Origin of the sequence: Rothia endophytica (assembly GCF_928381505.1) — a bacterium.
GTDB classification, from domain to species: domain Bacteria; phylum Actinomycetota; class Actinomycetes; order Actinomycetales; family Micrococcaceae; genus Rothia; species Rothia endophytica_A.
Genome location: NZ_CAKMSJ010000001.1, coordinates 358,003 through 382,214, shown reverse-complemented (window position 1 = coordinate 382,214; position 24,212 = coordinate 358,003). Strand labels below are relative to the sequence as shown.

Sequence of the window (24,212 nt, the reverse complement as noted above, 5' to 3'; positions counted from 1 at the left end):
CAGGAGTCTCCCATGACTGGTGCCCTGCATACCCTCGGCTTTTTTGTTGCTCGGCATGCCCGAGCGACGGTGGCAGTATGGCTGCTTCTTTTGGTGTTGGCCGGTGTTGGAGCACTGACCCTGTCCAAAGGCGCCACTGCCCAGTACACGATTCCCGGTGCAGAGTTTACAACGGTCCGCGAGGATCTACAGGCTAAGATTCCAGATAAAGGGGTCGCTAGAGGCCAAATCATCATTGAATCGTCCACAGGCTTTTCACCGGATCAGCGCGAAGCGGTTGCAGAGGCACTTAGCTCGGCCGCCGAATTGCCCGATATCGCCGGTGTGCTCGATCCGTTTGTTACTGCTGAGAAAAGGGTTGAAATCGAGGAGGGGCTGGAGGCCGCCCGGCCTCAGCTTGCGGAAGCTCGAACCCAGCTAGAGCAGGGTAAGGCTGCTGCTGCCGCCGCCCGCTCAGCACTACCAGAAGGGCTCAGCGAAGAGGCTATCGCAGACATTGCCCCGGATTTGTTGGCTCAGGAAAAGGAACTTGATCAGGCTGAACTTACTCTAAAGCAGGGAGAAGACAGCCTAGCAACGGGTGAACGCGAGCTAGCCGTTGCCGGTGAAACAGATACCATCAGCGCTGACGGTACAGCCGCCCTCGCCAGCATTGCTTTTAGTAAGGACCCTAACTCGCTGACTCCTGAAGAGCGAGAAAATATCTTTGCGACCTTTGATGCTCTTGAAGATCAGGGGATGACGGTCAACTACAGCTATGAACTAGCTTCGGATGTTTCTGGCGTGGTTGGAGCCTCAGAAGCACTCGGTCTTACGGTCGCTTTCTTGGTTCTACTCGTTACACTGGGCACGGTTCTAGCGGCAGGTTTGCCCCTGATTCTCGCGCTTGTAGGTGCGGGCGTGGGGATTGGTCTCGTCTATGCCAGTACAGCTTTTGTGGGAATGACAGCGACTGACCCGGTACTAGCTCTGATGCTAGGGCTGGGCGTGGGCATTGATTATGCCCTGCTCATCCTTTACCGCTTCCGTGAGGAACTCGTATCGGGCAAGGCCGTACAAGAGGCGGTTGCAGAAGCCAACTCAACCGCGGGGCATTCGGTGCTTTTTGCGGGCCTGACCAATATTGTTGCGCTTGCGGCTCTGACCCTTACAGGCCTACCTTTTCTCTCCATCATGGGATTGGCCGGAGCCTTTGCTGTAGCCCTGGTTATTGCTTCTTCTCTTACACTCGTTCCCGCTGTACTCTCGCTTCTAGACTGCCGTGTACTTACTAAAAAACAGCGGAAGGCAGCGAGCTGTTCCCAGCCAGCTCAAAAGGACAATCAGCATCTGCCCCAAAACCGTAGGGAGGCAGTCGCTCAGCTAGAGAGTGCCCGCGGTGGCTGGGGAGGCTTCGTCACCCGCCGCCCGGTGAGCATGATTCTGCTATCACTGGCGATCTTGCTTATGACCATCATTCCCACCACCTCGCTCCGTTTGGGTCTGCCCGATGGCTCGTACCAGACGTCGGACTCCACCGCCTTTGCCGCCTACAATTCCATCAGCAAGCACTTTGGTGAGGGGGCTAACGGCCCAATCTACGCGAAGGTCACTCTCGCAGTGCCTACAGACGAGGATCGCCTGCGGGCTGTCACCCTCGATGTGGTAGACCGGCTCACGACTAAGGACATCGACGGCATAGCAATTGGGGCAATCAGCGAAGACCGAAGCACCGCCCTGCTTGCCTTCTTCCCGGCAGAGGGGCCTAGCGCCGATAGCACTGCTGAGACCGTGCACTCCATGTTAGAGAAAATAGAAGCCACGGAGAAAGCAACTGCTACGACTGTAGGGTTAACAGGTCAAACCGTCGCTAACATTCAAATTTCAGAGCGCATCTCCGGCTCAGTGCCGCTCTACTTGGGTGTCGTTATTAGCCTCTGCCTGGTCCTCATGGCCTTTGTTTTCAGGTCCCTGCTGGTACCGCTCATGGCAACAATCGGCTTTTTGCTTTCTACCCTGGCGTCTTTTGGCGCTGTGGTGGCTGTCTACCAGTGGGGATGGCTGGGGGACTTCTTCGGGGTGACTCAACCCGGCCCCATCCTGGCCTTCCTGCCCATCCTACTGATCGGCATACTCTTTGGGCTGTCGGTGGACTATCAGATTTTTATCGTCTCAGGCATGCGAGACGCTCACAGGGCTGGGCACCTTGCCCAGGACGCTGTCTTGCTGGGGTACCGTCAGGGCGGCAGGGTCGTCACCGCCTGTGGCGTGATTATGATTGCCGTATTCGCAGGCTTCATATTCTCTCATCTCACGGCGGTACGCCCCATCGGCTTCGCCCTAGCACTTGGAGTAGCCATGGACGCATTCCTGATTCGTACCACCTTCATTCCTGCCACCATGTACCTCCTAGGGGAGAAGGCCTGGTACTGGCCTTTTGGTGCACAAAAAGAAGGCACGCAGCAAGAAACTCCCAAGCATGTAGCTCAATAGGCTACAGACCCACAGCCTTGCATCAAAGCTGACGGGTGATTCAAAACTGGGTTAGAGATCCGCTAACGCCTGGCGTGCCTGCTGGTCCGCTAGCTCAGCTTCTGCGTTGCTCTGACAGCTGGTACAAATGCCTTGATAGAGGACGTCTGCGCTCAGCAAAGCCATTCCGTTGAGGCTTTGTGGGGTCAGACAGGGTGCGCTTCCGATGGCGCAATCGACATCCTCGACCCTGCCGCACCTAATACAGACTGCGTGGTGGTGATTATCGCCGGTTCTGGTCTCGAAGAGAGCAGCAGACCCTGGGGGATCAAACTTGCGCAACATATTGATGTCAGTTAAATCAGCCAGGACTACGTAGACCGACTGCACGGTGATATTAGGAAGCTCTACTCTTACCGCTTTCACCACGGCATCGGCTGTGGAATGCGGGTGTTCGTGTACCGCTGTGAGAACAGCGAGCCTTTGCTTGGTAACCCGCCTACCTTTGGACCGAAGCTGGGCTGACCATCTTTCGTGATGGGCGCTCGCTGGCGCTGCGGTGTAACCAGGAATATGGTGGCAACCGTCTGCTGATGAGGTGTCATTGTAAGAGGTCATCCCACCACTTTAAGCTTGTTCTGAATATTTCACAATAAGCGGTGGGTGTCGATTGAACCTTACCTTTAGCAGTGGTTTCTCCGTGAACCCCGACCTTCTGATGCTATTTCCAGAGAAATTTGTGTGCGTAAGCACTCTTTGCAGTAGCCTCTAAGGCGCTATTTTGCCTTGTCAGAAGCCATGCAAAAAAACTTTACAAAAAATTTTTTTTTTCTGAATTTTCGCGTCATGATTTACCCCAAAACCACTCTTTATCTATGACAGCGCAAAACTGTCACTGAGCAGACCGGTGCCATTACTAGTCAGATGGCCCGGCAGCTCGGTTTCTCTGCGGTCTTGGGAAATCGCAGAGATAGTAATAGCGGACAACATATGTGCAAAGGTCGTGGGGGCCAGCGCACTTGAAGTAGAAAACCTTAGCTGTACTGGGAAGCAGTTAAGGGGCGAAGCTCGGTAGTATCCCCCCGATGCTACCCGTGCGGGGCTACCTCCGCTGAAAAGAACGGTAGCCCCCACACCTGACGGGCATAGTAATTGCAGGGCCGTTCGCGGGCTCTGCATCTTACATGCTCGCCACAACAGAACTAGAGAAAAAGAGCGCAACAGGTAACACCACCGTTCGCGGGTGGTGATACCAGTAAGCGCTTGTACTGCACACTGAAAAGACCTACAAGGCCTAAGAGGAAAGAACGCTATCGCAAGCGTTCAGCCCGGAACGCCGCGTGGTGTTCTGACTCTAGGGTCATAGTAGTTCGGCTAAGGCCAGGGACCTTAGCCGAACTACTTTTTTTATCTTCATCACTCTTTTGCTGTGACTGTTTATTGAAGCTCATTTGTAGATAGACTGAAAGACAGCCCCTTTTTGACTAGGCGGGGCATGTCTTTGATGGGGAGCTTTTATGCCGCAGCATAACGCCACTACTACGGCTCATAGCGGGCCGTCTGATGAACTGCTACTTTCTGATGTCCGTGAAGGGAAGCTGGATTCCTACGGTATTCTGTACGAGCGCTACGTCAGCATGGCCCGGGCTGTCGCTATCAAACATACGTCTAACCCCACTCTGTCAGAAGATATTGTCTCAGAGGCTTTTGTTCGCATACTCCAGGCGCTCAAAAACGGTAGGGGCCCCAAGACTTTTATGGGCGGTTACCTAGCGACCACTATCGCCCATCTTGCAGCCGAAAACGGGCTTATCCGTCAGAAAGAAGTTCCCAGCGACGATAACTACCTTGAGTCAGCTAGCCCCATCGATGAAACGGTGCTCCGCCTGAATGATTCCGATGAGCTTATTGCCGCTTTTACGTCCCTGCCCGAACGGTGGCAGACAGTTTTGTGGATGACCGAGGTTGAAGCAAAGAAGCCGCGCGAGGTCGCCATGAGCCTCAACCTTTCAGCCAACGCTGTGTCAGCTTTAGCTACCCGTGCCCGTGAGAGCCTTAGAGAAGGGTTTTTGAAGGCACACCAAAATGCTCCTAAAACCCGTGAATGTGAACAGTACGGCCCGCACCTCAGCTCCATGGTTCGCGGGTCTCTCACCAGGAAGCGCACCGAGGCACTTCGGGTTCACCTGGCTGAGTGTAGCTACTGTACCTCTGAATATCTCACGCTATCCGGAATCAACAAGTCAATGCGTGTGTGGGTTTTCCCCGTTTTGGCTGGGCTGCTGCCAATAGTTACCGACAGTTCACGCGTGCTAGTACCCTTCCTTACCGGTGCTACAGCTACCGGCGTAACCGCCGGTGGCAGCGCGTCGCAAGGCGCAATGAATAAAAAGCCTAATCCGCGTAACCAAACACTTGCAGGTACCGCCGCCGTTATCACCGCTTTGCTCGCTCTTGTTGGAGGCATCGCGGTGGTTGGCAATTCAACCCTGGGTGATTCTGCCGAATCTCCCACAGATTCCCAAGCAGCACAGGGCTCCTCTATGCCCCGGACTGATGAAGTATCTGACTCTAGTGGCGGTCGAGGTGAAGGGGGAGCAGATAACGACGCTGCTGGTACCAGTGCTGCTGACAGGGCGCAGAGCCAGAACGCAAGCGGGGATAGCTCTGACCGCTCTTCAGCTGATGGCGCGAACAACCCTGATGCGGCCGCAGCTTCACAAGGACTAGATGGGGCTGTTGGTGCACAGCCGTTTGAAGAAGATGGTGTCAGTGAATCCTCTGATGAGTCTTCTGCCGGTAGTGCAGATGGTGCTGGGGGTGGCAACGGTACTTCCTCAGAGGGGGCCCCGGGGGTTTTCGATTCGTTAGCACCCGGTTCACAACTAGAGCAGGAACCCGCAAGAGATGGGGCTGGGACCTCATCTGAGACAGGATTACCGGGCAATGCTGAGGGAGACGGGGCAGCTACTGGCCCTTTGCCCCCCGCAGTTTCAGATGACCCTGATAGTCCTGTTGTTCCTGCTGATCCCGCCAATCCAGTTGACCCTCTGCCTCCAGTAGAGCCAGTTGATCCGGCTGAACCCATTGATCCGGCTGATCCCATTGAACCGGCTGATCCCGCTGAACCGGCTGATCCCGCTGAACCGGCTGATCCCGCTGAACCGGTCGAACCTGCCGAACCGGTCGAACCTGCCGAACCGGTCGAACCTGCCGAACCGGTCGAACCTGCCGAACCGGTCGAACCTGCCGAACCGGTCGAACCTGTTGATCCTGTGGAACCTGTTGATCCTGTGGAACCTGTTGATCCTGTGGAACCTGTTGATCCTGTGGAACCTGCTCAGCCTGAGGAACCCATTGACCCCAACGACCCCGGAGAACCCATTGGACCAGCTACTCCGGCTGATCCTAACGATTGGGTAGGGACTCCTGAATACCAGGAATTTATGCAGGCCGTGCCCTGGGACGCCTTTGGCCAGCCTATAACCGGCAACCGTCTTTGCATCCTTCGCTATTCGGTCTGGGATGAACAAACTTTCTTTGTAACCTATATCCCCCAGATGGTTTTGGAGCACCCCCATGTCATCTATATTCTTGAGGAATTTTTTGGGTTACCCTCCATTGATTCGGTGGCTTGCTACCGATAAAGGGATGGGCTGGTCGTCAAGGGCCACTTGGTTGATAGCCCTCAGCTGACAAGCTCCCTAAACGGAGTGATGAGGCTTATTCTGTAATAAAGACCGGCACGCTGGCGGTCGTCAACAGCAGAAAGGCTAAAAGTGCACCACCACAATAACGGCTTAAAAACGGCGCTACTCCTGGGCTCAATGATTGGCTTCTTGCTCCTCATTGGCGCTGGTCTCGCGGCCTTTACCCGTAGTTCAATTTGGATTCTGCTGTTCGGTTTGCTGGGTGTGATCACCGTTGCCTACACCTACTGGAACTCCGATAAGTTGGCTATTAAGTCGATGAAGGCCTACCCCGTTACCCGTGAACAGGTGCCCGGTCTTTACTCCATTGTTGAAGAACTTTCAGCTAAGGCCGGCCAGCCTATGCCACGCCTCTACGTAGCCCCCACAATGACTCCTAACGCCTTCGCTACCGGTCGTAACCCACAGAATGCTGCTGTGTGCTGCACCGAGGGCATCCTCCAATTATTGGACGAGCGCGAAATGCGAGGGGTGTTGGGGCATGAACTGATGCACGTTTATAACCGTGATATTTTGACCGGTTCTATTGCAGCGGCGGTTGCATCAGTGATTGGTACGGTAGCCAATTTTGCTTCATTTGGCATGATGTTTGGTGGCGGCGGCAATAACGAAAACCGTGGTGGTGGTCTTCTCTTCTCACTGCTGATCGCCCTCTTTGCCCCTCTCGCAGCTGGAGTCATGCAAATGGCTATTAGCCGTACCCGTGAATACGATGCTGATGAAGATGGCGCGCAGCTGACCGGTGACCCGCTGGGGCTGGCTTCTGCTCTGCACAAACTTGAAAACGGTGTTTCACGCTACCCCATGAACCCGAATAACCGGCAGGTAGCGGGAACTGCCTCCATGATGATTGCCAACCCTTTTCGTGGGGGTAACGTGAAGAACGTGATGTCCACCCACCCGCCCATGGCTGATCGTATTGCCCGCCTCGAAGCTATGGCTCGAGGCAACGGTCAGCTCTAGACCTCTAGAGTCCTACCTATAGCAAAGCCCCTGCCGTTTACTCCCGGCAGGGGCTTTGAAATTTTACAAGACTAAATTAATTGATCTTTAGCGGTAGTTCATGAACTGAAGATCTACCTCAAGGTCAGCACCCTTTAGCAGCGCGATAACGTCCTGCAGGTCGTCGCGAGATTTTGAGGTAACGCGCAACTCATCGCCCTGAATGGTTGCCTTAACGCTCTTGGGGCCTTCATCGCGGATGAGCTTGGTGATTTTTTTAGCCTGGTCTTGGGCGATACCTTCTTTGATGGAAGATTCGATACGGTATTCCTTGCCAGATGCGTAGGGGTCACCGGCGTCCAGGGACTTGAGCGAGATGCCGCGTTTGACCAGTTTGGACTGGAAAACATCGAGCACAGCTAGAGCTCGCTCCTCTGAATTAGCCTTAATGAGAATTTTCTCGCCCGAGAAATCAATCTCAGCACCAACGCCGCGGAAGTCGTAGCGCTGCGCTACTTCTTTTTGAGCTTGGTTGAGCGCGTTAGAAATCTCTTGTTTATCAACCTTAGAGACAACGTCGAATGATGAATCGCTAGCCATGAGCGCGCCTTCTTTCGTGGATAGATAGAGCGATATAGGCCCCACGGGTGCGGGGCAGTGTTACCTATAACGGTACCTTGTCTTGGGGTGTTCTCGCTCAGAATATAAATTGTTATGAAACTGTGACTTAATTCTCAGGAAGGGTTCACCTTGATGGACGAGGATGGGGGTATGTTCGAAAACAGAAAAGAGATGCGGGCACCCCTCAGGGATGATGCACCATCAGCTGCCCCTCTCGCTGAAATGAAGGTTAGCGAAGAACAGGTTCAACGCGACTACAAAAACCTGATTGCTGAACTTGACCAGGAGAGCTTCTCCCCAGAGGCTGAACCTCTAGATTTTGCCGCTAATCTTGGCTCAGCACTTTATGTTGAAGAGCTCCGTGCACGCTTTGAGGGCGTCAAAGAGAATCTCGGTCGTGAAATTCTCAGCGGTATGTGCACCGTGGAGCAGGCTTATACCTATCTTGAAAACATGGAGATTTCGCTCTTGCTAGAGCAGGAGCTGTCCCTATCAGTTACCTCCTAAAATAGTTGCCCAAGCCTCTGGTTGCGTAGGCTTAGTCACAGATATCGCCTAGAGTTTGCAAACTCTGCAAAGGCGTGTAAAGTATTCTACTGTTCGCTCAAACGAACGGTTCAAGAAATTGAACACGGCAGATTACCCGAGCGGCCAAAGGGGGCTGACTGTAAATCAGCTGGCATTGCCTACGGGGGTTCAAATCCCTCATCTGCCACAAACAATCCCGGTTCTTACGAACCGGGATTTTTTGTTTAAAGTTCTCCTTTAGCCACTGGGTAGGCACTGGTCAGTGCTAAGTCATTATCTCGGACGTTTACTCAAAGTTAATTCAGATAGAAACCTCCGTAATCTTGAATGATTCCAGAAAACTGATTTAGAATGGGGGTATGGAAAGCAAGCAAATTACGGAGGCCCTCAAGGGTGCCGGCTTGCGCATAACTGCCCCTCGCGTAACGACGATTGGCGTGGTCGCTGAGCAACCCCACCTGCAGGCTGATGCCATCGCAGCAGAGGTGCGCAAGCGGCTGGGCTCAGTCTCGACGCAGGCTATTTACGACATTCTCAACGCCCTCACAAGCGCTGGGATTCTGCGACGAGCCGCAGTGGACGGAAGGACATCGCGGTTCGAACTGGATTCAGGGGATAACCACCACCACATCGTCTGCACCGTGTGCGGGCGACTGGAGGACATTCCCTGCCCCGAGCAGGCGACACCCTGTATGCACCCGCCAAAAGGCACAGGCTTCGATGTGAAAATCGCTGAAGTGCTCTTTCGGGGCGTGTGTGCCGATTGTCAAACCCCTTAACACAAGAAGGAGAACGACCTTGAAGTTCGATCCCACCATCCCCTCAACTACCGAAACCGGTGAGCGTCGTCAGTCAGATGCTCACTCACTATCTGTGGGCAATGACGGCCCCCTGCTGCTGCACGACGTAGCTCTGGTACAGAAGCTGGCACGCTTCGACCGCGAGCGCGTGCCCGAGCGCAGCCCCCACGCTAAGGGCTCCGGCGCCTTTGGCGAACTGGAAGTCACCGAAGACGTTTCCCAGTACACCAAGGCAGACTTCTTGCAGCCCGGCAAGAAGACCCGCATGCTGGCTCGCTTCTCCACCGTTGCAGGTGAGCTCGGTTCACCCGATACCTGGCGCGATGTGCGCGGTTTCGCTCTGAAGTTCTACACCGAAGAGGGTAACTTCGACATCGTTGGTAACAACACCCCCATCTTCTTCCTGCGTGATCCCATGAAGTTCCCCGACTTCATTCACTCCCAGAAGCGTATGCCCGATTCAGGCCTGCGCGATGGCAACATGCAGTGGGACTTCTGGACTCACTCACCCGAGTCCGCTCACCAGGTCACTTACCTGATGGGCGACCGCGGTCTGCCCACTAGCTGGCGCCACATGAACGGCTACTCATCCCACACCTACATGTGGGTCAATGAGAGCGGCGAGAAGTTCTGGGTTAAGTACCACTTCCTCACCGACCAGGGTGTAGAGAACTTCACCAACGAAGAAGCTGAAGCACTCGCTGGTAAGGATGCCGATTACCACCGTCGCGACCTCTTTGACTCCATCAAGAAGGGCGACTTCCCCAGCTGGACCATGTACGTTCAGGTCATGCCTTACGAGGACGCCAAGAAGTACCGCTTCAACCCCTTCGACCTGACCAAGACCTGGTCAAAGAAGGACTACCCCCGCATCAAGGTTGGCCGTTTCACTCTGAACGAGAACCCCGTCAACCACTTTGCCCAGATTGAACAGGCTGCGTTCTCACCTTCCAACACCGTTCCCGGTACCGGCATCAGCCCCGACAAGATGCTCATCGGCCGTGTCTTCTCTTACCCCGATGCTCAGCGTCACCGCATTGGCACCAACTACAACCAGCTGCCGGTGAACGCTCCCATCAACGCGGTGAACTCGTACGACAAGGAAGGCCACATGCAGTACTTCCACAGCGGCGATGCTCCCGTTTATGCCCCCAACTCCTACGGCCGTGGTCACCAGAGCGATGACAACGCTGTTGTAGATAACGGTTGGGAAGCAGATGGCACCATGGTGCGCGCAGCTTACACCCTGCACGCTGAGGACGATGACTTCGGCCAGGCAGGCACCCTGCTGCGTGAGGTGTACACCGAAGAGCAGCGCGAGCGTATGCTGGACACCCTGGCAGGTCAGGCACCCGGCCTGGACGACATCGTCTACCCCCGCTTCATCCAGTACTGGAAGAACGTGGACGCTGACTTCGGCGCCAAGCTCGAAGCCCGTGGCCGCGATGGTCAGGGTGGGGATGACCCCGTCGGTGCAGGCGAAGCATAAGCTTCACCCTTGCTAGCTCTGAAGCCCACCTTCTCACTGAGAAGGTGGGCTTCTTGCTGATCACTGAGAGTTCTTTCAAAGTGAAACCGCTTGGAAAAGCACCGCTAAACCTGTAGCGTGTTTTTCATGGCAACCATTGAAATCACGCAAGAAAACCTTACCCAGAACGTCGAATCATCAGACATTCTCTTTCTCGACTTCTGGGCTGACTGGTGCGGCCCCTGCAAGCAGTTCGCTCCTATCTACGAAGAGGCTTCGCAGAAGCACGAGAACATCACCTTCGGCAAGGTAGACACTGAGGATCAGCAGCAGCTCGCAGCCGCTGCGGGCATCACCTCGATCCCCACCATCATGGGCTTCCGGGAAGGTGTATTGGTTTTCTCTCAGCCTGGCGCGCTGAACGCTCAGCAGTTCGAGCAGGTTATCGAAGCCGTTCAGGGCCTCGATATGGCTGAAGTTCACCAGCAGGTCGCTGAAGCCGAAAAGGCTCAGGCAGAAACCGCCGAATAAGCTTTCAACAAGTTTTCTGGCCGCCACCGGGTGCTACCCGGTGGCGGTTTTTCTATGGGAAAAGTTAGAAGGAGCGGTGATCCTCTGGAGCTAGACGAGCCGCACGGCGTGGCTCAGAAATACCCGCCGCCTTAATGAGGCTAACCACCCGTTGCCGGTGTCCACGGTAGGGGGCTAACAGCTCAACCATGCGCGCATCATCCCCGCGCCTGCCGTCAAAGGCATAGGTCACATGGTGTGCCAGGTGGTAGTCACCCACCGATACCGCATCGGGGTGCCCGCAGAAACGCTGTAGAGTCTCAGCGATCGTCCATGGCCCTACACCGGGCAGAGAAGCCAAAGCCCGCACTAAGGGCGCCACATCACCCGCCGATGCCAGGCGCTCAAAAGAATCTGCGGCTCGCGCGTACAGCACAATGGCATCAGACCGGGCACGGTCGTAACCGGCCCGATGCCAGGTCCAGGAGGGGATGCCAGTAAATACCGAAGGCTCAGGGAAGATGAGCATACCGGCGGGCTGGCCTGGCTCACCGGTGGCAGGCGCCGGCAGCCCATACTGACGCACCAGGGCACGCATGCCACCCATTGCCTCGATACCGGTCACCCTCTGCTCGGTAATCGCCTGAATCAAGTTCTGGCTGAGCAGACCAATGGCCGGCAACCGCAAACCCGGATTTTGCGCACGAGTAGTTTGTAGGCGCTGGGGGAGGAGCCCCCAGGCGTCCGACCCGTAGAAAGCAGACCACCGGTCATCTTCACCCAGCCAAGCGGGAACCTTGCGGGCAAAAGACTCCAGATTCACGGAGGCCTTGGGCCCTGCATCATCGGTCCAAAGCGTGACAGACACCGGGGCTTTCAAACCCCCACCAGATTCCCGGCAAAAACGAACTAGAAGCCCCGTACTGCCCTCACGGGCTGTAGCCCAGTAAGCCTGTCCGCGAACATCCTTCACCGATCTGAAGAGCGGGTCAAAGGAGCCACGCTGCAGGGGAGCAAAAGTCTGCCCCAGGTGCAACCTGTGGCTCGGCTCAACGGTAAAGGACGCCCGCAACATGGTCACCATTTTCTCACGACTGCCAGTACTGCATAGAAGTTGATTCGCAACAATTGAAAGCGGGTGGGTGCAGAGACGGCGCGCTGACCCTCTCGCCCGGTTCGCTAGCGCTCACGAGGCGATTCACGCCAGCCCCGCGCCAGTGCGCCGTTTCTGCACCCACCTGCGGCTCTAATCCTTAGGATGAAGTTTCATAACAATAAACCTGAAGAGAGCCTCCTCTATACTGGGACGGACAGATTTTAGCCGCACCTAAGAGGCTCATGGCACCGTTAGCTTTACCCCCGGAGACACACCGCGCCCGCGCGCGGTCGCTCGCTGCTGCCCTTGCGTTGGTCGTATTTGCGCTCTACAGCCTCTATTCCTGGTTTCAGTGGCGCCATTTTGTAATCCCTTCCTGGGATTTGGGGATATTTGCTCAGCTGGCTAAAGCCTATGCCAACGGCCAAGCCCCCATCGTTCCTATTAAGGGTGAGGGCTTTAATCTGCTGGGGGACCACTTTCACCCCATCACGCTTCTTTTGACGCCCTTCTATTATGTGTGGCCCAGCCCGGCAACCTTGCTCTACGTGCAAAATGCTCTAGTGGCGCTATCGGTCTACTTGCTGGTGCGGTTTGCTCAGCAGGTGCTACCTACCGTCTCAGCGCTCTGCCTGGGTGCTGCGTACGCGCTCAGTTTTGGGGTGCAGCAGGCTGTTTCTGTGCAGTTTCACGAGGTGGCTTTTGCCCTGCCTCTGCTGGTCATGTCCCTGGGCTACCTGGTACTTTCCAGGGTGACTGATCAGCCTGCGAAAGCGCTGCGGAGGGCTGTCTACTGGGCTGCCCCGCTTGTCTTTGTCAAAGAGGACGTCGGTATTACGGTCACCGCCATAGGGCTGGTCGCCCTGCTTCGTACCGGCTGGCTGAGGCAAGCTACTGACCTAGCGTTCCCCTCAGCGAGCAACAACCCTGCCACTTTACGTCAGCGTCTGCGCACCGCTCTTTCATCCTGGGGCAGTACCCCCGCTGTTGCTGAAACAAGCGTGCTGGCACTGTGGGGCGTTACCTGGTCTCTGCTCGCCGTTGGGCTGATTCTGCCCTACTTCAACACCGGGGGAGTCTTCGACTACTCCGACAAACTGGATGTGGGGGCCGCTATCGGTAACCCCCTGGGTGCCCTAGCCCAGTTCTTCTACCCCTGGCAAAAATCAGTCTCCCTGGGGCTCCTCCTACTGGTCGGCGTCCTCGCCTGGGTAGCTAGCCCTTTAGCCTTACTTGCTGTGCCTACTCTTATGTGGCGCTTTCTTTCCCCTCAGGAGGGCTACTGGCTTTCGACCTGGCACTACTCACTGGTGCTCATGCCTATCGTTTTTCTAGCGCTGATGGACGTCTGTGCTCGGCCCCAGCGAACACAACGTGGTAGAACGGGCAGGGGCGCTCGCGTCCGGCGGTCGTACCGCCGCCTAGCACCCCGGGCTCTGCCCGCTCTAGCAGTAGCCGTAGCGGTGGCTCTTACCCCGCAGCAGCCCCTCTGGCAACTAACAGACCCCAGCTTTGCCACCTCCCAGCTCTCAGCATCGGACGCCGCTAAGCACAAGGTACTGGCCTCCATCCCGGCAGGTACCACCGTTGCTACGGACCTCTCGGTGCTCACCTACCTGGTCGAGCCCAACACCGTCTACTGGATTGGGCACGAGGGTAAGCCTGCCCCCGACTATGTGGTGATCGACAGGCTGGGAAGTGCCTGGAACGGCCAAGCTCCCACCGACACTGCCGCCTACGCCTCAGAGCGCTACCAGGCTAGCTACCTGCCCCACCACAGCGTCGGAAGTATCGATGTCGTGCGCAAAATCAGTGACCAGAAGAGATAGATAAGGTGTTTTGTACCCTCCATCACCACAGCACCTTAAACAGCAAAACCTCCTGTACAGTTGAGACCGTAAGTATCGGGAACCCCCGACCATTCTCTTAGCGCCCACGCCCATTTTCTGGCACAGACAGGGCTACGCGCGTTCAACTTTCACCCCTTGGCACAGGTGAGACGGTTGAGCCACCGATAGAGAAACTGATAACTATCAGCTCGCCCAAGCGCGCCTCCTTCACCTGCACATTCGTGCAGAGACACGTTAGCTCCGTTGCCACGAGATCTAACCCACCTGTCACTGGCTCCTAGAAGTTAGACCGGTTGCAGCCGTCCACACGGTCACCGAAACAGACGAAGAACAAGCGCCCACGATGAAGACCTCACCTGAGGCCCCTCGCGAGCAACCAGGGGAACAACCCGTGCAGCGCAACCAACGACAACAGCGCTGAACCCCCACTCGATGAGGAAAACATTGACTGAAAATACTGCTGTTAACGCAGAAACCGCAACCAACGACCTATTCAAAGAACCGGTTGCAGACACCACCACTCATGTTTCAGAAACCACCGAAGCACCCGCTGAAGAAGCAGGCGTACGCTTCACCGACCTGGGCCTGGACGCTCGCGTCCTAGCGGCCCTTGAAAAGGTCGGCTACGAGAAGCCCTCACCCATTCAGGAACAGACCATCCCCTTGCTGCTTGACGGCCGCGACGTTGTGGGTCTGGCGCAGACCGGTACCGGTAAGACCGCTGCCTTCGCTGTACCTGCCCTCTCACGCCTGGCAGAACTGGCCGACGTCAACGGTCACACCAAGGACACCCAGGTGCTTGTTCTTGCACCCACCCGCGAACTCGCCCTGCAGGTAGCAGAAGCCTTTGGCTCCTACGCCACCGAAATGGACGACTTCACCGTGCTACCCGTCTACGGTGGCTCCCCCTACGGCCCCCAGCTGTCCGGCCTCAAGCGCGGTGCACAGGTTGTCGTAGGTACCCCCGGCCGCGTCATTGACCACCTCAAAAAGGGTTCACTAGACCTCTCTAACCTGCAGTACCTGGTGCTCGATGAAGCCGACGAAATGCTACGCATGGGCTTCCAGGAAGCCGTTGAAGAAATCTTCGAGCAGACCCCTGCTACCAAGCAGGTAGCTCTCTTCTCTGCGACCATGCCCAAGAGCATCCGCAAAATCGCTGAGCAGTACCTCAATAACCCCGAAGAAATTCGCGTTAAGTCAAAGACCACCACTAGCTCCAGCATCCGCCAGCGCTACATGCAGGTCATGCACTCCCACAAGCTGGAGGCAATGACCCGCGTGCTTGAGGTTGAAGATTACGACGGTATCATCGTCTTCGTTCGCACCAAGCGCGAAACCGAAGAGCTCTCAGACAAGCTCAAAGCCCGCGGTTTCCAGGCTGCTGCCATCAACGGCGACATCCCCCAGAACCAGCGTGAGCGCACGGTTGAGTCCCTGCGCGATGGCCGCATTGACATCCTGGTAGCAACCGACGTCGCGGCCCGCGGTCTTGACGTTGAACGCATTTCCCTGGTCGTCAACTACGACATCCCTCACGACACCGAATCCTACGTGCACCGCATTGGCCGTACCGGCCGCGCAGGCCGTACCGGTGAAGCGATTCTGTTCATGACTCCCCGCGAAAAGTACATGCTGCGCCAGATCGAAAAGGCAACCCGCCAGCCGGTCGAGCAGATGCACATGCCTTCAGCGGATGATGTGAACGAAAACCGCAAGCAGAACTTTGCTCAGCAGATCACTGACACCATCGAAACCGAAGACCTCAGCCTCTTCCGTGAGCTCATCAACGCTTACGCCCTCGAACACGATACTGAAGGTGAAGAAATCGCAGCAGCTCTGGCCTTTATCGCCCAGGAAGGTCGAACCTTCCTCATCGAGGACCTGCCCGAGCCCAAGCGCAAGAGCCGCGACCGCGACTTCGACCGTGACTCCGACCGTGACGACAAGCCCCGCGGCGGGCGTCGTGGCCAGGAAGAAGGCATGGTTGACTACAAGCTCAACGTTGGTCGCTCTTCCCGCGTAAACCCCGGCATGATCGTCGGCGCACTAACCAACGAAGGTGGCCTGAACGGCAAGCAGGTTGGTTCTATCGACATCCGTGACCACTTCTCCATCGTTGGTCTGCCCGAAGATCTGCCCGGCGACTTCTTTGACCGTCTGGAAAACACCCAGATTAACGGTGAATTCATCAACATCAAGCGTGATCGCGGCCCCAAGGGCGGCGGCGGACGCGGTGGTCGCAGTTTCGGCGGCGGGCGCGGCGGCTATGGCGATTGTGATCGCGGCGGCGACCGTGGTGGTCGTGGTGGCTATGGTGACCGTGGTGGACGCGGCGGCTATGGCAACCGTGGTGGACGCGGCGGCTACGGCGACCGTGACCGTGGCGGGCGCGACTTCGGCGGCAAGAAATTTGGCGGCCGCAAGAGCTACTAAAGCCTAATGAGTGGGCTGCTGCCGGTCTAACCGGTGGGCAGCCCGCTTCCATGGAGCAAGGGGCAGAGGTGGCCACTTCCTGTGTTATCTCAACATAGAAAGCTGTGGGTCAGAACACCTGTAAAAGGTACTGGCAAAATTTGCGCCTCGCGGCAGAAGTATCGTAGAGTATTATCTGTTGCCCCGATAGCTCAGTGGTAGAGCGCCATCTTGGTAAGATGGAGGTCCCGGGATCGATTCCCGGTCGGGGCTCTCGCAAGAGCTCATAAATAAATATGTTCATGGCAATTGCATGGCGGTGTAGCTCAGCTGGTTAGAGCGCACGACTCATAATCGTGAGGTCGACGGATCGAGCCCGTCCACCGCTACGCCCCGATAGCTCAGTGGTAGAGCGCCATCTTGGTAAGATGGAGGTCCCGGGATCGATTCCCGGTCGGGGCTCAGAATTAAAACCCCTTCAACCTTGTGTTGGAGGGGTTTTCTGTATGCCCGTTTAGTCGCAAATTTTGGTCAAAGGTGCCCCTAATTTCTCTAAGGCCTTGGCTAGCTCTAGAGTGGTGTCATGGCTATTAACCAAGACATTGTGGGGCGTATTTACCCGCCCGCTGGCACCTACACGGTAGGGCGAGAGAAAATTCGTGAATTTGCGGCAGCTGTGAAAGCTACCAGCCCCCTGCATTTTGAGGTGCAGGCGGCCCAGGACGCGGGCTACAGCGACCTGATTGCCCCTCCCACCTTTGCGATTATTCTGGCCCAGAAAGCGGACGCAGCTCTCATCCAGGACCCTGAGGCTGGCATTGACTTCTCCCGCGTGGTGCACGCCGACCAGCGTTTTACCCACCACCGCCCGATTGTGGCCGGGGACGAGCTCCTGACCGAGCTGCACGTTGACTCTGTACGTGTCATGGGCGCCGGTGCCATGCTGACCACCCGCGAAGAAATTACGACCCTGGAGGGCGAAGCGGTAGCCACCTGCATCTCGTCGCTTCTTGTACGAGCTGAGGACTAAAATGCCTAATTTTGCTGATCTTGAAAAGGGCACCGAAATCGGCTCCCGCCAGATTCCTGTGACCCGTGCTGATCTTGTTGCCTACGCAGGTGCATCCGGCGACTTCAACCCCATTCACTGGAACGAGCGCTTTGCTACCGAGGTTGGGCTACCGGGCGTCATTGCCCACGGTATGTTCACCATGGGTTCGGCGGTGCAGCTGGTGACCGATTGGGTCGGTGACGCCGGTGCCATCGTGGACTACCAGACCCGCTTCTCTAAGCCTGTTCCGGTGCTGGATGCTGACGGCGCGGCGTCCCCGGCGTCCGGCGGGAATGTGATTTCGGTTGCCGGTAAGGTGGGGGCCCTGGACGCGGACGCCCGCACCGCCCGCATTGACCTGACCGTCACCGCCCCCGACACCGAGGGTAAGGATCAGAAGGTGCTGATGAAGGCCCAGGCGTTGGTTTCTTTCGGTAAAAAACCGCAGGTGATAAAAGGTAGCCACCATTTCCGTTAGAAGTGGTGGCCACCTTTTGCTGGTTTAGTCAGAGGTTTTATGGTTTTGTTGCTCTCTGCCTTTCGCTCTTTCAACTTGCTCAATGGTGAGCTTGTTCTTGCGGTGCTGGCTCCTCAAGGTTATGAAACCCATCACGGTAAGAAGGGGGACACCGAAAATCCCAAACAGTAAGCTAATATAGCCTTCAATAACTCCCAGAAAACTGGACATTAAAAGATGGAAATCCATGATGTTCTCCTTGGTGCTTATCCTTTCTCTGTCCAAGCAGTAGATTTGTGTACTTTAAGGTCATTCTTAACCCGGTGGCTACCGCCGTTATTTGCTTTATAGTCAGCATATTAGGTGACGTGTGTATCGGTATATCGAATTACCCTAGTGTTGGATACGTTACCGTTGTAGCTACCTGAGAAGGCACAGTCAGAAACTGGTTGCGGTGATACTAATCTGCCTAGAGAAGCGAAAGGTAACGTAACTTGCTGGCCGTCGAAGTAAGAAAATACAGCGATGGAACCGTCCGGGTAGGTTGAAAGTATTTCTCCGCTGGGAAGCTGTTTCTCCGAGATCGGGGCAGCACCACCGAGGGAATCCCACATCTCACCATTCTGTAGCTTCAGCAGAAGTTCCTCCTGTACCTCGTGTTTGACCCCGTAGGTGTTGAAGAAATCCAGGAGTTGTTGATTCTCTGCTGAAACAGGTTCTGCCACCTGAATGTTATCTGCGCTAGATAAAACTGTCTGCGCCTGTGCTGGTGTGCCTGCCACGAGAGCTCCCCCCCCCCCAAAAAAAAAGTAAGGAAGCTATGAGGGCGGTGCCTTGGGATGGAAGTTGATGGTGCAAGCTCATGAGTCAACCTCCTTGTTGTAACATTTGTGAGCTGCAACGGAGTTTTCTAGAAATAAAGAGTTTCCGTTAACAAGGTTTTTAGTGACCCAGGTAATAGAAAATCAAGGCCTCTGATTAAATCTGTTGGTGAAATTTGAGGCTTGAAAGGCTTATTCACTCGGGGTTCCCAGTGCCCAAAAACACCAACCTCCTCACCCATGCCTGAGAAATTTGTTTTCCTTGTGAATGCAGTTCCAGATAGGCATTAAGGTTTCGTCAACCACCTAAGGCAGGGTACTAGAATAGACCAGTACCAGCCCGTTACTTTAGAGAAGGTAGCTCGCCCCGCCATGGCAGAAAAAACCCAGCTTTCCGACCGGCAGATCAAGACCTGGTACAGGGCGGTGCTGGGGCTCTTCTTCGCCAGCGGCCTAGTGGTATCTGCCCTACTCACCCGCCTGCCCGACGTCGCCAAGGGGCTAGGGCTCAGCTCCGGCCCCATGGGCCTGCTCCTGCTCGGTATGACCATCGGCTCCTTCTGCGCCGTGAGCTTCTCCGGTGCCCTCGTCGCCCGCCACGGCGCCATCCGCTGTATCGCCGCCGCCTACGCCACCACCGTCACCGGCATGATCCTCATCGGTCTCGGCGTCCACCTCACCAACGTGCCCGTGACCCTGCTCGGCCTCATGCTCCAGGGCCTAGGCAGCGCTGTCTCCAACGTCGCCTCCAACGTCCAGGGCGTAGCCAACGAACGAGCCCTGGGCCGCTACGTCACCCCCATCATGCACGGCTTCTTCTCCATCGGTACCGTAGCAGGTGCCGCCATCGGCACCCTCGACACCCGCCTGGGCGTGCCCTTCGCCGTCCATATGGCCTACTTCGCGCTGGCTGTTGCCGCCCTCGTCCTCATCTCCCTCAAGCTCTGCCACAGCGAACACTACGGCCAGGACGACACCCAGGCCATCGCTGCCGTCGGCTCCTACCGGGTGCGCGACGCCTGGCGCGACAAACACACCATCCTCATCGGCCTCTTCGTCCTCGGCATGGCCCTGGCCGAAGGCTCAGCCAACGACTGGGTCGCGCTCGCCCTCACCCACGACTACGGCACCAGCAACACTATCGGCTCCCTCGGCTACTTCACCTTCGTGGTAGCCATGATGGCAGGACGCTTCGGTGGCACCTCTCTGCTCAACCGGTACGGGCGGATCCCCGTCCTCCGGGCCACCTGCACCCTCGCCATACTCGGCCTAACCCTCTTCATCCTTGCACCCACCGTCCCCCTCGGTTTCGTCGGCCTGGTGCTCTGGGGCCTAGGTGCCTCCCTGGGCTTCCCCACCGGCATGTCCGCCGCCTCCGACGACCCGCTCAAGGCCGCCGTCCGTGTCTCCGTTGTCTCAACCATCGGCTATGCAGCCTTCCTGGGCGGCCCGCCCCTGCTGGGCCTGCTGGGGGAGCACTTTGGCATCCGCAACGGCCTGCTAGCCGTTCTAGTTTTTGTGGTTGTGTCCCTACTGCTCACCAGCCAGCTGGAACCCAAGAAGCTGGATAAGACCGTCCACACTGAAAAGCTCTAGGGGCGTTAGCTGCCAGGACGCCCGCGCTCAGCTCCCAGCGCTCGGTGAGCACGCTCGCAGGCGGCGCCCGGGCAGAGCCGGTAGAATGGGCACCGTGACTGACAAGCTTTTAAGTGAACTGACCACTGCCGCTGTGGGCGGCCCCGCCCGTCTCTTCGTTGAGGCCACCAGCGAGCAGGAAATTATTGATGCCGTAACCGCCGCCGACCGTGCAGGAGAAGACCTGCTGGTGGTAGGTGGGTGCTCTAACCTGCTGGTAGCCGATGAGGGCTTTGACGGGGCAGTGGTGCACATCGCTTCAACCGGTATTGAAACCGTGAGCGACTACGCCTGCGGCGGCACCACCCTGCGCGTGCAGGCAGGCCACACCTGGGACGACCTGGTGGCCTACGCTGTAGAGCACGAGCTCTCCGGGCTTGAAGCCCTCTCGGGTATTCCCGGCACCGTGGGTGCCACCCCCGTGCAGAACGTGGGGGCCTACGGCTCTGAGGTTGCCCACACCATCGCCTCGGTGCGCACCTGGGACCGCGAAACCGGCGGCTACAAGACCTTTGCTAACGCCGACTTGAAGTTCGCCTACCGTGATTCGGTGCTTAAGCAGTCCACCGTGGATGGCTGCCCCCGCTACGTGGTGCTGACCGTTGACTTCCAACTACCTCACGGCACCCTTTCAGCCCCCATCCGTTACGCTGAATTGGCACGCCAGCTGGGTGCTGAAGCCGGTGACCGCGTGGAGATGGCGCTCCTTCGTGAAACCGTGCTGCGACTACGTGCCGGTAAGGGCATGGTGCTGGATGCCGCAGACCGCGACACCTACTCCACCGGCTCCTTCTTCACCAACCCCATCGTCAGTGAGGAGGCTGCAGCGCAGCTACCCCAGGACGCCCCGCGGTTCCCCGCTACCACCGCCACCGGCCAACCCATCGAAGGCAAGGTTAAACTGAGCGCTGCCTGGCTGATTCAGCACGCAGGCTTTGATAAGGGCTTCGGACTAGAAGGTGAAAGCCGTAATATCGCCGGTGGACGGGCCTCCCTCTCCACCAAGCACACTCTGGCTATCACTAACCGCGGCGGAGCATCCACTGCTGATGTCGCCGCTATTGCACGCGCTGTACGCGCTGGAGTAGAAGAGACCTTCGGGGTGCGCCTGGTTGCTGAACCGGTCACCGTTGGGTTCGAACTCTAACACCGCTGGGCTTAGCTCATGGGTCTAGACAAAGAAATCGCCTCGGGGCAGGGAGGCCCCCTGCACCGCGCCATGCAACGCTACCGGGCCTTCATGGGCCGGCACCTAATCCTGCTGTGGGTTTACCGCACCCTGGTGATTGCTTTAGGGTTTATCTGCATTGTTGCGGGCCTTGTCATGCTGGTGACACCCGGCCCCGGCTGGCTTTTCATTTTTATGGGCATGAGCCTCTGGGGCACCGAATTCCACTGGGCGCACCGCCTGAATCTCTGGGCCAAGGCGAAAGTCCTAGCAGCTTGGCGTACGCTGGAACGCCGCAGAAGTCGCCGGCGCCGTGCTCGGCAAACTGCCCGTTGGGCACGCAGACCCAATAAACAGCACTACTGCCCCTCTAACTGCCACTACCACTGAATATAAGACAGTCCGCTTAAGCAGTAAGTAATCTACAGCTCGCGGTCTAGCCCCAGCATGTGGTCCACGGTAGCGTGGATCTGCTGGTCTTCGTAGCCCAGCTTGCGCATAGCTACAATGAACTTTTCGGTCAGAAGCTGTGCCTTGTGAGAGGTGGCGTCGAGGGCAGTCACAAAGGAGCCGGCGCGCCCGTGGGTCTCGATAGCACCGGCTGCTTCGAGCTCCTTATAGGCTTTTGCCACCGTGTTCACAGCTAGCCCTGTTTGTGCGGCCAGTGTGCGCATGGGAGGCAGACGGTCGCCTGCGGCCAGCGTGCCGTCAAAACGAGCGGCAATAATGGCGCGGCGTAGCTGGGAGTAGGGCGGGACGTCCGACTCCTTATCAACCTTGAAACTTAAAGCACAGATGCCCCCGCACAGCTCCTCATGGGGGTCGTGTGCTGGGGGCATCTCGTGTGAAGTCATGGCTCCAGTTTACAGAGTGCCGGTGGCAATTTTAAGCATTCTGCGCACGGGCTCTGCCGCACCCCAGAGTAGCTGGTCACCCACAGTGAAAGCACTGATGTACTGGGGGCCCATGCTGAGCTTGCGGATGCGGCCTACGGGGATATCTAGGGTGCCGGATGCTGCCACGGGGGTGAGGTCGCGCATGGTGGCTTCGCGTTCGTTGGGCACTACCTTAGACCACTCGTTGTCCTCATCGATAATCTTTTCGATTTCTTCAACGGTCAAGTCTTCGGTGAGCTTGAGGGTCAGTGCCTGGGAGTGGGAGCGCATGGTGGCAATGCGGACGCAAAGACCGTCCAGGGCTACGCGCTCGTCACCGTCAAGACCAAGAATCTTGTTGCTTTCTGCCTCTGCCTTCCATTCCTCACGGCTTTGACCATTGCCCAAATCTGAGTCAATCCAGGGAATGAGGGAGCCAGCCAGGGGCACACCGAACTGGGTGGCGTCCAGCTCGCCAGATCGCTGCTTTTCCAGAATCTTGCGATCAATATCGAGAATGGCGGAGGCTGGGTCAGCCAGTTCACCGGCAACGGTTCCGTTGAGTTCACCGGACTGGGTGAGTACCTCGCGCATATGGCGGGCACCGCCGCCGGATGCTGCCTGGTAGGTCATGGAGGTTCCCCACTCGACCAGACCCTGTTTCCAGAGGCCGCCTAAGCCCATGAGCAGGCAGGAGACGGTGCAGTTACCGCCCACAAAGTCTTTGACTCCCGAATCCAGGCCACGGTCGATGACGTCACGGTTGATGGGATCTAGCACGATCACGGCGTCATCGTTCATGCGCAGGGTGGAAGCGGCGTCAATCCAGATGCCGTCCCAGCCGCGCTCGCGTAGCGAGCTGTGCACCGCCTTGGTGTAGTCCCCGCCCTGGGCAGTGACGATTACCGGTAGTTTAGCCAGCTCTTCAATATCGTGGGCGTCCTTGAGGGTGCTTTCTTCCAGTGCTCCATCAAAGGTTGGGGCGGGCTTTCCTGCCTGAGAAGTGGAGAAGAAGACGGGGCTAATGCCCTCAAAGTCTCCCTCTTCGAGCATGCGCTGCATGAGCACGGAGCCGACCATGCCGCGATAGCCTACAAAACCAACTGAGTCACCGGGTGTAAAAGTCATGCACCCAGTCTAACGTGATTGCCTCACAATGAGATGGTTCCGTTCACAGTGCGAAACACAAAGCCCCATGCGCGGTATCTCCGGTGGGCAAGGGGGGAAGAAACTATGGCGCTGAGGTGCGCCGCAGGGTCTGGAAACGCATAGCCATGGGCAGCTTGGTACCGTCCGCTGAAAGGCCGTACCCTTTTTCGGAGAGGACGCTCTCGCCCTCAACTGCCAGCGTCCAGGAGTCATCGAGGGAAGGGGCGTGGGTGTCCCCGTTAAGCTCTAGATCAAAGACGGTGCGTTCCACCCGCTGTATGCGTCCGTCCGCGACTAGCGGCAAATCGGTTCGTCCCAGCGCTTCAGCGTAAACTGAGCCACCGCCCATCACCCAGATGGTTTCGGGCTGCTCGGCTGCCGCTGCTGCCAGGGCATCATCGAGGGAGGATACCCAGAGCGCACCGTCTTTCTCTACCTGAGAGGTCACAGAAGAGGTAATCACGATGTTGGTGCGCCCGGGCAGGGGGCGGAAGCGGGGTGGGAAAGACTCCCAGGTTTTCCTGCCCATGATGACCGGTGCCCCCAGCGTCACCGTCTTGAAGTGTGCTAGATCCTCGGGGGCATACCAGGGCATATCTCCGCCCCGACCGATGACCCCGTTGAGACTCTGTGCCCAGATAGCACCCAATACCGGCTTACTCATA

22 protein-coding genes and 4 tRNA genes are annotated in these 24,212 nt (G+C 57.1%); 18 read left to right on the top strand and 8 right to left on the bottom strand.

What is annotated here, in order from left to right:
* Window positions 1-12 precede the first annotated feature (12 nt).
* A complete protein-coding gene (locus tag L6990_RS01745) occupies window positions 13-2,472 on the top strand; it encodes an MMPL family transporter (protein ID WP_237202346.1) in 2,460 nt (819 codons plus the stop codon).
* A gap of 51 nt (window positions 2,473-2,523) precedes the next feature.
* On the opposite strand, the gene L6990_RS01740 is transcribed toward L6990_RS01745, so the two are convergent.
* Window positions 2,524-3,069 carry a Fur family transcriptional regulator gene (locus L6990_RS01740; RefSeq protein WP_237202345.1) on the bottom strand — a complete coding sequence of 182 codons (546 nt, stop codon included), beginning with the start codon at window positions 3,067-3,069 and terminating at the stop codon, window positions 2,524-2,526.
* 899 nt (window positions 3,070-3,968) lie between these two features.
* On the opposite strand from L6990_RS01740, the gene L6990_RS01735 reads away from it, so the two are divergent.
* Together L6990_RS01735 and htpX are read left to right on the top strand one after the other, a co-directional pair.
* Window positions 3,969-6,098, top strand: a complete 2,130-nt coding sequence (locus L6990_RS01735) for a sigma-70 family RNA polymerase sigma factor (protein WP_237202344.1) — start codon at window positions 3,969-3,971, stop codon at window positions 6,096-6,098.
* 132 nt (window positions 6,099-6,230) lie between these two features.
* Window positions 6,231-7,124 carry a zinc metalloprotease HtpX gene (gene htpX / locus L6990_RS01730; RefSeq protein WP_237202343.1) on the top strand — a complete coding sequence of 298 codons (894 nt, stop codon included), beginning with the start codon at window positions 6,231-6,233 and terminating at the stop codon, window positions 7,122-7,124.
* Between the two features lie 87 nt (window positions 7,125-7,211).
* Here the strand turns inward: htpX and L6990_RS01725 are convergent, their stop codons facing one another.
* On the bottom strand, window positions 7,212-7,703 hold the full coding sequence (locus tag L6990_RS01725) for a YajQ family cyclic di-GMP-binding protein (protein ID WP_237202342.1): 492 nt from the start codon (window positions 7,701-7,703) through the stop codon (window positions 7,212-7,214).
* 171 nt (window positions 7,704-7,874) lie between these two features.
* Between L6990_RS01725 and L6990_RS01720 the strand changes: the two genes are divergently transcribed.
* From L6990_RS01720 to trxA, 5 genes are all read left to right on the top strand, one after another.
* Window positions 7,875-8,231, top strand: a complete 357-nt coding sequence (locus L6990_RS01720) for a hypothetical protein (protein ID WP_237202341.1) — start codon at window positions 7,875-7,877, stop codon at window positions 8,229-8,231.
* Between the two features lie 126 nt (window positions 8,232-8,357).
* Window positions 8,358-8,439 (top strand) — tRNA-Tyr (locus tag L6990_RS01715).
* Window positions 8,440-8,611: 172 nt separating this feature from the next.
* Window positions 8,612-9,031, top strand: coding sequence for a Fur family transcriptional regulator (locus tag L6990_RS01710; protein ID WP_237202340.1), 420 nt, complete (start codon window positions 8,612-8,614; stop codon window positions 9,029-9,031).
* Between the two features lie 19 nt (window positions 9,032-9,050).
* A complete protein-coding gene (locus L6990_RS01705; RefSeq protein WP_237202339.1) occupies window positions 9,051-10,541 on the top strand; it encodes a catalase in 1,491 nt (496 codons plus the stop codon).
* A 126-nt stretch (window positions 10,542-10,667) separates the two neighbouring features.
* Window positions 10,668-11,051: a thioredoxin gene (gene trxA, locus L6990_RS01700; RefSeq protein WP_237202338.1), complete on the top strand. Its 384-nt coding sequence runs from the start codon at window positions 10,668-10,670 to the stop codon at window positions 11,049-11,051.
* A 64-nt stretch (window positions 11,052-11,115) separates the two neighbouring features.
* Here the strand turns inward: trxA and L6990_RS01695 are convergent, their stop codons facing one another.
* The gene (locus L6990_RS01695; RefSeq protein WP_237202337.1) at window positions 11,116-12,114 is read right to left on the bottom strand and encodes a DNA-3-methyladenine glycosylase family protein; all 999 of its coding nucleotides are present in this window, start codon (window positions 12,112-12,114) and stop codon (window positions 11,116-11,118) included.
* Window positions 12,115-12,368: 254 nt separating this feature from the next.
* Here L6990_RS01695 and L6990_RS01690 point away from each other — a divergent pair, with 254 nt between their 5' ends.
* From L6990_RS01690 to L6990_RS01660, 7 genes are all read left to right on the top strand, one after another.
* Window positions 12,369-13,955, top strand: a complete 1,587-nt coding sequence (locus tag L6990_RS01690; RefSeq protein WP_237202336.1) for a DUF2079 domain-containing protein — start codon at window positions 12,369-12,371, stop codon at window positions 13,953-13,955.
* Window positions 13,956-14,408: 453 nt separating this feature from the next.
* The gene (locus L6990_RS01685) at window positions 14,409-16,412 is read left to right on the top strand and encodes a DEAD/DEAH box helicase (protein WP_440480469.1); all 2,004 of its coding nucleotides are present in this window, start codon (window positions 14,409-14,411) and stop codon (window positions 16,410-16,412) included.
* Window positions 16,413-16,592: 180 nt separating this feature from the next.
* Window positions 16,593-16,664: transfer RNA gene (locus L6990_RS01680), tRNA-Thr, on the top strand.
* 42 nt (window positions 16,665-16,706) lie between these two features.
* Window positions 16,707-16,780: transfer RNA gene (locus L6990_RS01675), tRNA-Met, on the top strand.
* 1 nt (window position 16,781) lies between these two features.
* Window positions 16,782-16,853, top strand: a tRNA-Thr gene (locus L6990_RS01670).
* A 121-nt stretch (window positions 16,854-16,974) separates the two neighbouring features.
* Window positions 16,975-17,421, top strand: a complete 447-nt coding sequence (locus L6990_RS01665; protein ID WP_237202334.1) for a MaoC family dehydratase N-terminal domain-containing protein — start codon at window positions 16,975-16,977, stop codon at window positions 17,419-17,421.
* 1 nt (window position 17,422) lies between these two features.
* Window positions 17,423-17,920: a MaoC family dehydratase gene (locus L6990_RS01660; protein WP_237202333.1), complete on the top strand. Its 498-nt coding sequence runs from the start codon at window positions 17,423-17,425 to the stop codon at window positions 17,918-17,920.
* Between the two features lie 24 nt (window positions 17,921-17,944).
* On the opposite strand, the gene L6990_RS01655 is transcribed toward L6990_RS01660, so the two are convergent.
* Both L6990_RS01655 and L6990_RS01650 read right to left on the bottom strand, forming a co-directional pair.
* On the bottom strand, window positions 17,945-18,148 hold the full coding sequence (locus tag L6990_RS01655) for a hypothetical protein (protein ID WP_237202332.1): 204 nt from the start codon (window positions 18,146-18,148) through the stop codon (window positions 17,945-17,947).
* A gap of 110 nt (window positions 18,149-18,258) precedes the next feature.
* Window positions 18,259-18,681, bottom strand: coding sequence for a hypothetical protein (locus tag L6990_RS01650; protein WP_237202331.1), 423 nt, complete (start codon window positions 18,679-18,681; stop codon window positions 18,259-18,261).
* A gap of 411 nt (window positions 18,682-19,092) precedes the next feature.
* Here L6990_RS01650 and L6990_RS01645 point away from each other — a divergent pair, with 411 nt between their 5' ends.
* The 3 genes from L6990_RS01645 to L6990_RS01635 all read left to right on the top strand — a co-directional run bounded on the left by L6990_RS01645 (window position 19,093) and on the right by L6990_RS01635 (window position 21,913).
* On the top strand, window positions 19,093-20,316 hold the full coding sequence (locus tag L6990_RS01645) for an MFS transporter (RefSeq protein ID WP_237202330.1): 1,224 nt from the start codon (window positions 19,093-19,095) through the stop codon (window positions 20,314-20,316).
* 94 nt (window positions 20,317-20,410) lie between these two features.
* Window positions 20,411-21,502, top strand: coding sequence for a UDP-N-acetylmuramate dehydrogenase (locus L6990_RS01640; RefSeq protein WP_237202329.1), 1,092 nt, complete (start codon window positions 20,411-20,413; stop codon window positions 21,500-21,502).
* Window positions 21,503-21,520: 18 nt separating this feature from the next.
* Window positions 21,521-21,913, top strand: a complete 393-nt coding sequence (locus tag L6990_RS01635) for a PGPGW domain-containing protein (protein WP_237202328.1) — start codon at window positions 21,521-21,523, stop codon at window positions 21,911-21,913.
* A gap of 32 nt (window positions 21,914-21,945) precedes the next feature.
* Here the strand turns inward: L6990_RS01635 and L6990_RS01630 are convergent, their stop codons facing one another.
* From L6990_RS01630 to L6990_RS01620, 3 genes are all read right to left on the bottom strand, one after another.
* The gene (locus L6990_RS01630; protein ID WP_237202327.1) at window positions 21,946-22,377 is read right to left on the bottom strand and encodes a GntR family transcriptional regulator; all 432 of its coding nucleotides are present in this window, start codon (window positions 22,375-22,377) and stop codon (window positions 21,946-21,948) included.
* Between the two features lie 9 nt (window positions 22,378-22,386).
* Entirely contained in the window at window positions 22,387-23,526 is a 1,140-nt protein-coding gene (gene asd / locus L6990_RS01625) for an aspartate-semialdehyde dehydrogenase (RefSeq protein ID WP_237202326.1), read from the bottom strand.
* A 103-nt stretch (window positions 23,527-23,629) separates the two neighbouring features.
* Window positions 23,630-24,211: a dihydrofolate reductase gene (locus L6990_RS01620; RefSeq protein WP_237202325.1), complete on the bottom strand. Its 582-nt coding sequence runs from the start codon at window positions 24,209-24,211 to the stop codon at window positions 23,630-23,632.
* Between the last annotated feature and the right edge of the window lies 1 nt (window position 24,212).

Excerpts from the sequence above, each read along its gene's own strand:
- L6990_RS01745 (WP_237202346.1), top strand. The coding sequence starts at position 13 with ATGACTGGTGCCCTGCATACCCTCGGCTTTTTTGTTGCTCGGCATGCC.
- L6990_RS01740 (WP_237202345.1), bottom strand. The coding sequence starts at position 3,069 with ATGACCTCTTACAATGACACCTCATCAGCAGACGGTTGCCACCATATT.
- L6990_RS01735 (WP_237202344.1), top strand. The coding sequence starts at position 3,969 with ATGCCGCAGCATAACGCCACTACTACGGCTCATAGCGGGCCGTCTGAT.
- L6990_RS01725 (WP_237202342.1), bottom strand. The coding sequence starts at position 7,703 with ATGGCTAGCGATTCATCATTCGACGTTGTCTCTAAGGTTGATAAACAA.
- L6990_RS01720 (WP_237202341.1), top strand. The coding sequence starts at position 7,875 with ATGTTCGAAAACAGAAAAGAGATGCGGGCACCCCTCAGGGATGATGCA.
- L6990_RS01710 (WP_237202340.1), top strand. The coding sequence starts at position 8,612 with ATGGAAAGCAAGCAAATTACGGAGGCCCTCAAGGGTGCCGGCTTGCGC.
- trxA (WP_237202338.1), top strand. The coding sequence starts at position 10,668 with ATGGCAACCATTGAAATCACGCAAGAAAACCTTACCCAGAACGTCGAA.
- L6990_RS01695 (WP_237202337.1), bottom strand. The coding sequence starts at position 12,114 with ATGGTGACCATGTTGCGGGCGTCCTTTACCGTTGAGCCGAGCCACAGG.
- L6990_RS01690 (WP_237202336.1), top strand. The coding sequence starts at position 12,369 with ATGGCACCGTTAGCTTTACCCCCGGAGACACACCGCGCCCGCGCGCGG.
- L6990_RS01685 (WP_440480469.1), top strand. The coding sequence starts at position 14,409 with ATGAGGAAAACATTGACTGAAAATACTGCTGTTAACGCAGAAACCGCA.
- L6990_RS01665 (WP_237202334.1), top strand. The coding sequence starts at position 16,975 with ATGGCTATTAACCAAGACATTGTGGGGCGTATTTACCCGCCCGCTGGC.
- L6990_RS01660 (WP_237202333.1), top strand. The coding sequence starts at position 17,423 with ATGCCTAATTTTGCTGATCTTGAAAAGGGCACCGAAATCGGCTCCCGC.
- L6990_RS01655 (WP_237202332.1), bottom strand. The coding sequence starts at position 18,148 with ATGGATTTCCATCTTTTAATGTCCAGTTTTCTGGGAGTTATTGAAGGC.
- L6990_RS01645 (WP_237202330.1), top strand. The coding sequence starts at position 19,093 with ATGGCAGAAAAAACCCAGCTTTCCGACCGGCAGATCAAGACCTGGTAC.
- L6990_RS01635 (WP_237202328.1), top strand. The coding sequence starts at position 21,521 with ATGGGTCTAGACAAAGAAATCGCCTCGGGGCAGGGAGGCCCCCTGCAC.
- L6990_RS01630 (WP_237202327.1), bottom strand. The coding sequence starts at position 22,377 with ATGACTTCACACGAGATGCCCCCAGCACACGACCCCCATGAGGAGCTG.
- asd (WP_237202326.1), bottom strand. The coding sequence starts at position 23,526 with ATGACTTTTACACCCGGTGACTCAGTTGGTTTTGTAGGCTATCGCGGC.
- L6990_RS01620 (WP_237202325.1), bottom strand. The coding sequence starts at position 24,211 with ATGAGTAAGCCGGTATTGGGTGCTATCTGGGCACAGAGTCTCAACGGG.